Source organism: Dyella sp., from assembly GCF_035277725.1.
In the GTDB taxonomy this organism is placed as follows: Bacteria; Pseudomonadota; Gammaproteobacteria; order Xanthomonadales; family Rhodanobacteraceae; genus Dyella_B.
In genome coordinates, this window is record NZ_DATEJY010000022.1 from 1 (window position 1) to 3085 (window position 3085).

The 3085-nt window shown below is 62.7% G+C and carries 4 protein-coding genes; all 4 read right to left on the minus strand.

Going from position 1 to position 3085, the window contains the following annotated elements:
* A partial coding sequence (locus VJR68_RS01430) for a DedA family protein (protein WP_324145764.1) occupies nt 1–482 on the minus strand: 482 nt, incomplete at its 3' end.
* A gap of 27 nt (nt 483–509) precedes the next feature.
* Nucleotides 510–2246, minus strand: coding sequence for a DNA primase (dnaG, locus tag VJR68_RS01435; protein WP_324145765.1), 1737 nt, complete (start codon nt 2244–2246; stop codon nt 510–512).
* A gap of 42 nt (nt 2247–2288) precedes the next feature.
* Nucleotides 2289–2462 (minus strand): DUF1328 domain-containing protein, encoded by a 174-nt coding sequence (locus VJR68_RS01440; protein ID WP_324145766.1) that lies wholly within the window; start codon nt 2460–2462, stop codon nt 2289–2291.
* An 84-nt stretch (nt 2463–2546) separates the two neighbouring features.
* Entirely contained in the window at nt 2547–2990 is a 444-nt protein-coding gene (locus VJR68_RS01445) for a GatB/YqeY domain-containing protein (RefSeq protein ID WP_324145767.1), read from the minus strand.
* Between the last annotated feature and the right edge of the window lie 95 nt (nt 2991–3085).

Here is a 3085-nt window from a genome sequence, read left to right on the forward strand (position 1 = left end):
CCGAAGTAGCCCAGGTACACCCAGATCGGCACGCTGATCAGTGCAGCGGCGCCATCCAGCAGCAGAAACCGCCAGAAGCTCACGCGATGCGTGGCACCCGCCGTGGTGTAGATCGCCGTGCGCATGCCGGGTAGAAAGCGCGCGAAAAACATGAGGCGATTGCCATAGCGCGTGAACTGATCTTGCACCTTGGCGTAACGTCGTGGCGGCATCAGCCAGGAGATGGGTTTCCACTGCAGGATATGCGTGCCGAAGTGATGGCCGAGCAGGAACATGCCGGCATCGCCGGCCAGCACGCCGACCATCGTGACGCCGACCATGATGTGCACGTTGGCGTAGCCCAGGCCCGCGATCACGCCGCCAGCGACCAGGGTAATGTCTTCCGGCAGCGGCAAGCCGGCGCCGCACAGCAGCAGCGCCATCAGTACGGCCACGTAGCCGTTCTCGGCGAAAAAAGTGATCAGGCGTTCAAGCAAATCCATCGACGTTCCTTGTTGTCGGCGGGTCGATCATGACGCGGCCGTCGGCTTTGGCGCGCGTGCAGCGAGCAGTTCGCGCAGCTCGGCTTTTTCAGCACTGGTCAATGTGCCTTCGCGGTTTTTGGCGACCAGTGCATCGCGGCGCTGGTCGATGGCCTGCTTTTCCATGCGTGATAGCGCGTCGAAGAATTCCACGCGCTGGGTTTCCGGTTCGCCGACGACCGTGGTGGCCATCAGCTTTTGCAGTGAGGCGTATTCGGGCCGGCCGGCAAAATGTTCCACCAGCATCGCGGCATTGATGCCGGGCCTGGCGCGTGCGGTGTCGATCAGTTCGGCCAGCAGATCCACGCCAGGCTTGGCCAGGCGTAGAAAACCATAGGGCCGTTCCACCTCGTCGGCGACGCCCGGTTGCGCCAGCAGCAACGCAATGGCGCTGCGTACCAGCGAGCGTTGCACGGCGCCCCGACGTTGAATGGCTTGCCGCGCAGCGGGTTCGGCTTCCAATACGGCGCGTGCACCGGTGCGCTTTTCCAGCTCTTGCGCCATCAGGTCGCGAAAGGCGCCGTCCGGCAAGCGTGCAATCAGCGGGCGTGCGCGTTCGGCCAGGCGTGCGCGCCCGTCGAGCTTGCTTACATCCACGTCGTGCGAGAGCTCGCCGAAGAAATATTCAGATAAAGGTGTCGCTTCGCGCAGACGTTTTTCGAAACCGTCCTTGCCTTCCTTGCGTACCAGCGTGTCCGGGTCTTCGCCTTCGGGCAAAAACAGAAAGTACGCCTGGCGCCCGTCACGCAAGCGGGGCAGGGCGGATTCCAAGGCTTTCCACGCCGCCGCGCGTCCGGCGCGATCGCCGTCGAAGCAGAACACCACGTCCGGCGCAGCGCGGAACAATACTTCGGTGTGCTCGGGCGTGGTCGCCGTGCCCAATGTCGCCACGGCAATCGGCAAACCGGCCTGATGCAGCGCGATCACGTCCATGTAGCCTTCCACCACCACGATGCGCGCGAGGTTGCTGTTGGCTTGCTTGACCTGCCACAGCGCGAACAGCTCGCGGCCTTTGTGGAATAGCGGTGTTTCCGGCGAATTGAGGTATTTCGGTCCTTGCTCCGATTTCAGCACGCGGCCGCCAAACGCGATCACGCGCCCGCGGCGATCCAGAATCGGGAACATCAGGCGTTCGCGGAAGCGATCGTATTTGTTGCCGCGTTCGTTGTTGGCGACCATGCCTGCTTCGGTCAGCAGTTGCATGCGCTTGTCGCTGGTGCCGAGGTTGCGGATCACGCCATCAAAACCCGCCGGCGCCCAGCCGATGCGAAAGCTCGCGATGGTGTTGGCGTCCAGGCCACGCTTTTGGCAATACGCGTTGGCGTCGCCGTTTTTTTTCAGCTCGCCTTCGTACCAGCGCGCGGCGGCGTCGAGCACGGCGTAGAGATCGGTCTTGTCTTCGCGCGGAGCGTTGTCGCGGCCACCTTCATAGGGGACTTTCAGGCCCACCGCCTGGGCGAGTTCTTCCACTGCGTCCGGAAATTCCAGCCGCTCGTAATCCATCAGAAATTTGATCGCGCTGCCATGCGCGCCGCAGCCGAAGCAGTGGAAGAACTGCTTGGCGGGACTGACGTAGAACGATGGCGTGCGTTCGTTGTGGAAAGGGCAGCAGGCGGTCCATTCGCGCCCGGCTTTCTTTAGCGGCACGCGACGCTCGATCACGTCGACGATGTCGACGCGAGCAAGCAGTTCGTCGATGAAACTGTCGGGAATACGGCCACGCATCCGGCTAGTCTAGCCGGACGCCGTGGCGAGATCGCTAAAGGGCTATGTCGCCATGTGAAACACGCCGATCACCGCCAGCAGGGCGATGATGAAGATGATCACGAATATGCCAAACAAAACCTTGGCGATGGTGGCGGCGACACCGGACAACGAGCCGAAGCCCAGCCAGCCGGCCACCAGGGAAATGATCGCAAAGATGATCGCCCACTTGAGCATGCGTCTTTCTCCCGCGTGTTGCGTGGAGGCATCTAAACGCGGTGCGCGTGAAGGCAGCGCCATCGGGCGCTGCCGAGGCGGGCATCAGTTCAAGCGGGCTTTGATGCGGGCCGACACTTGCGCCATGTCGGCACGGCCGGCGGCCTTGGTTTTCACCGCGGCGACCACCTTGCCCATGTCTCGCGCGCTGCTCGCGCCGGTTTCGGCGATGGCGGCCTCGATCATCGCGTCGACTTCGGCATCGCTGAGCTTGGCAGGCAGGTAGGCCTCGATCACCACCATTTCGGCGCGTTCGACATTGGCCAGGTCTTCGCGGCCGGCGGCGGTGTACTGACTCACCGAATCCTTGCGCTGCTTGAGCATCTTCTCCAGCACGGCAATGGTCTGGGTGTCGTCCAGCTGGATCCGCTCATCCACTTCGCGTTGCTTGACGGCGGCGAGGATCAGGCGGATCACCCCGAGGCGATCCTTGTCACCACCGCGCATGGCGGTTTTCATGTCTTCGGTAAGCTGTTGCTTCAAGGACATAGGGGTGCTCCGTTTATTTCCTTCGGAAAGCACAAAGCCGACGTTGTACAACAACGTCGGCCAGTGCGTTTGCCTTGTGCGGGCAGCGGCTGCGA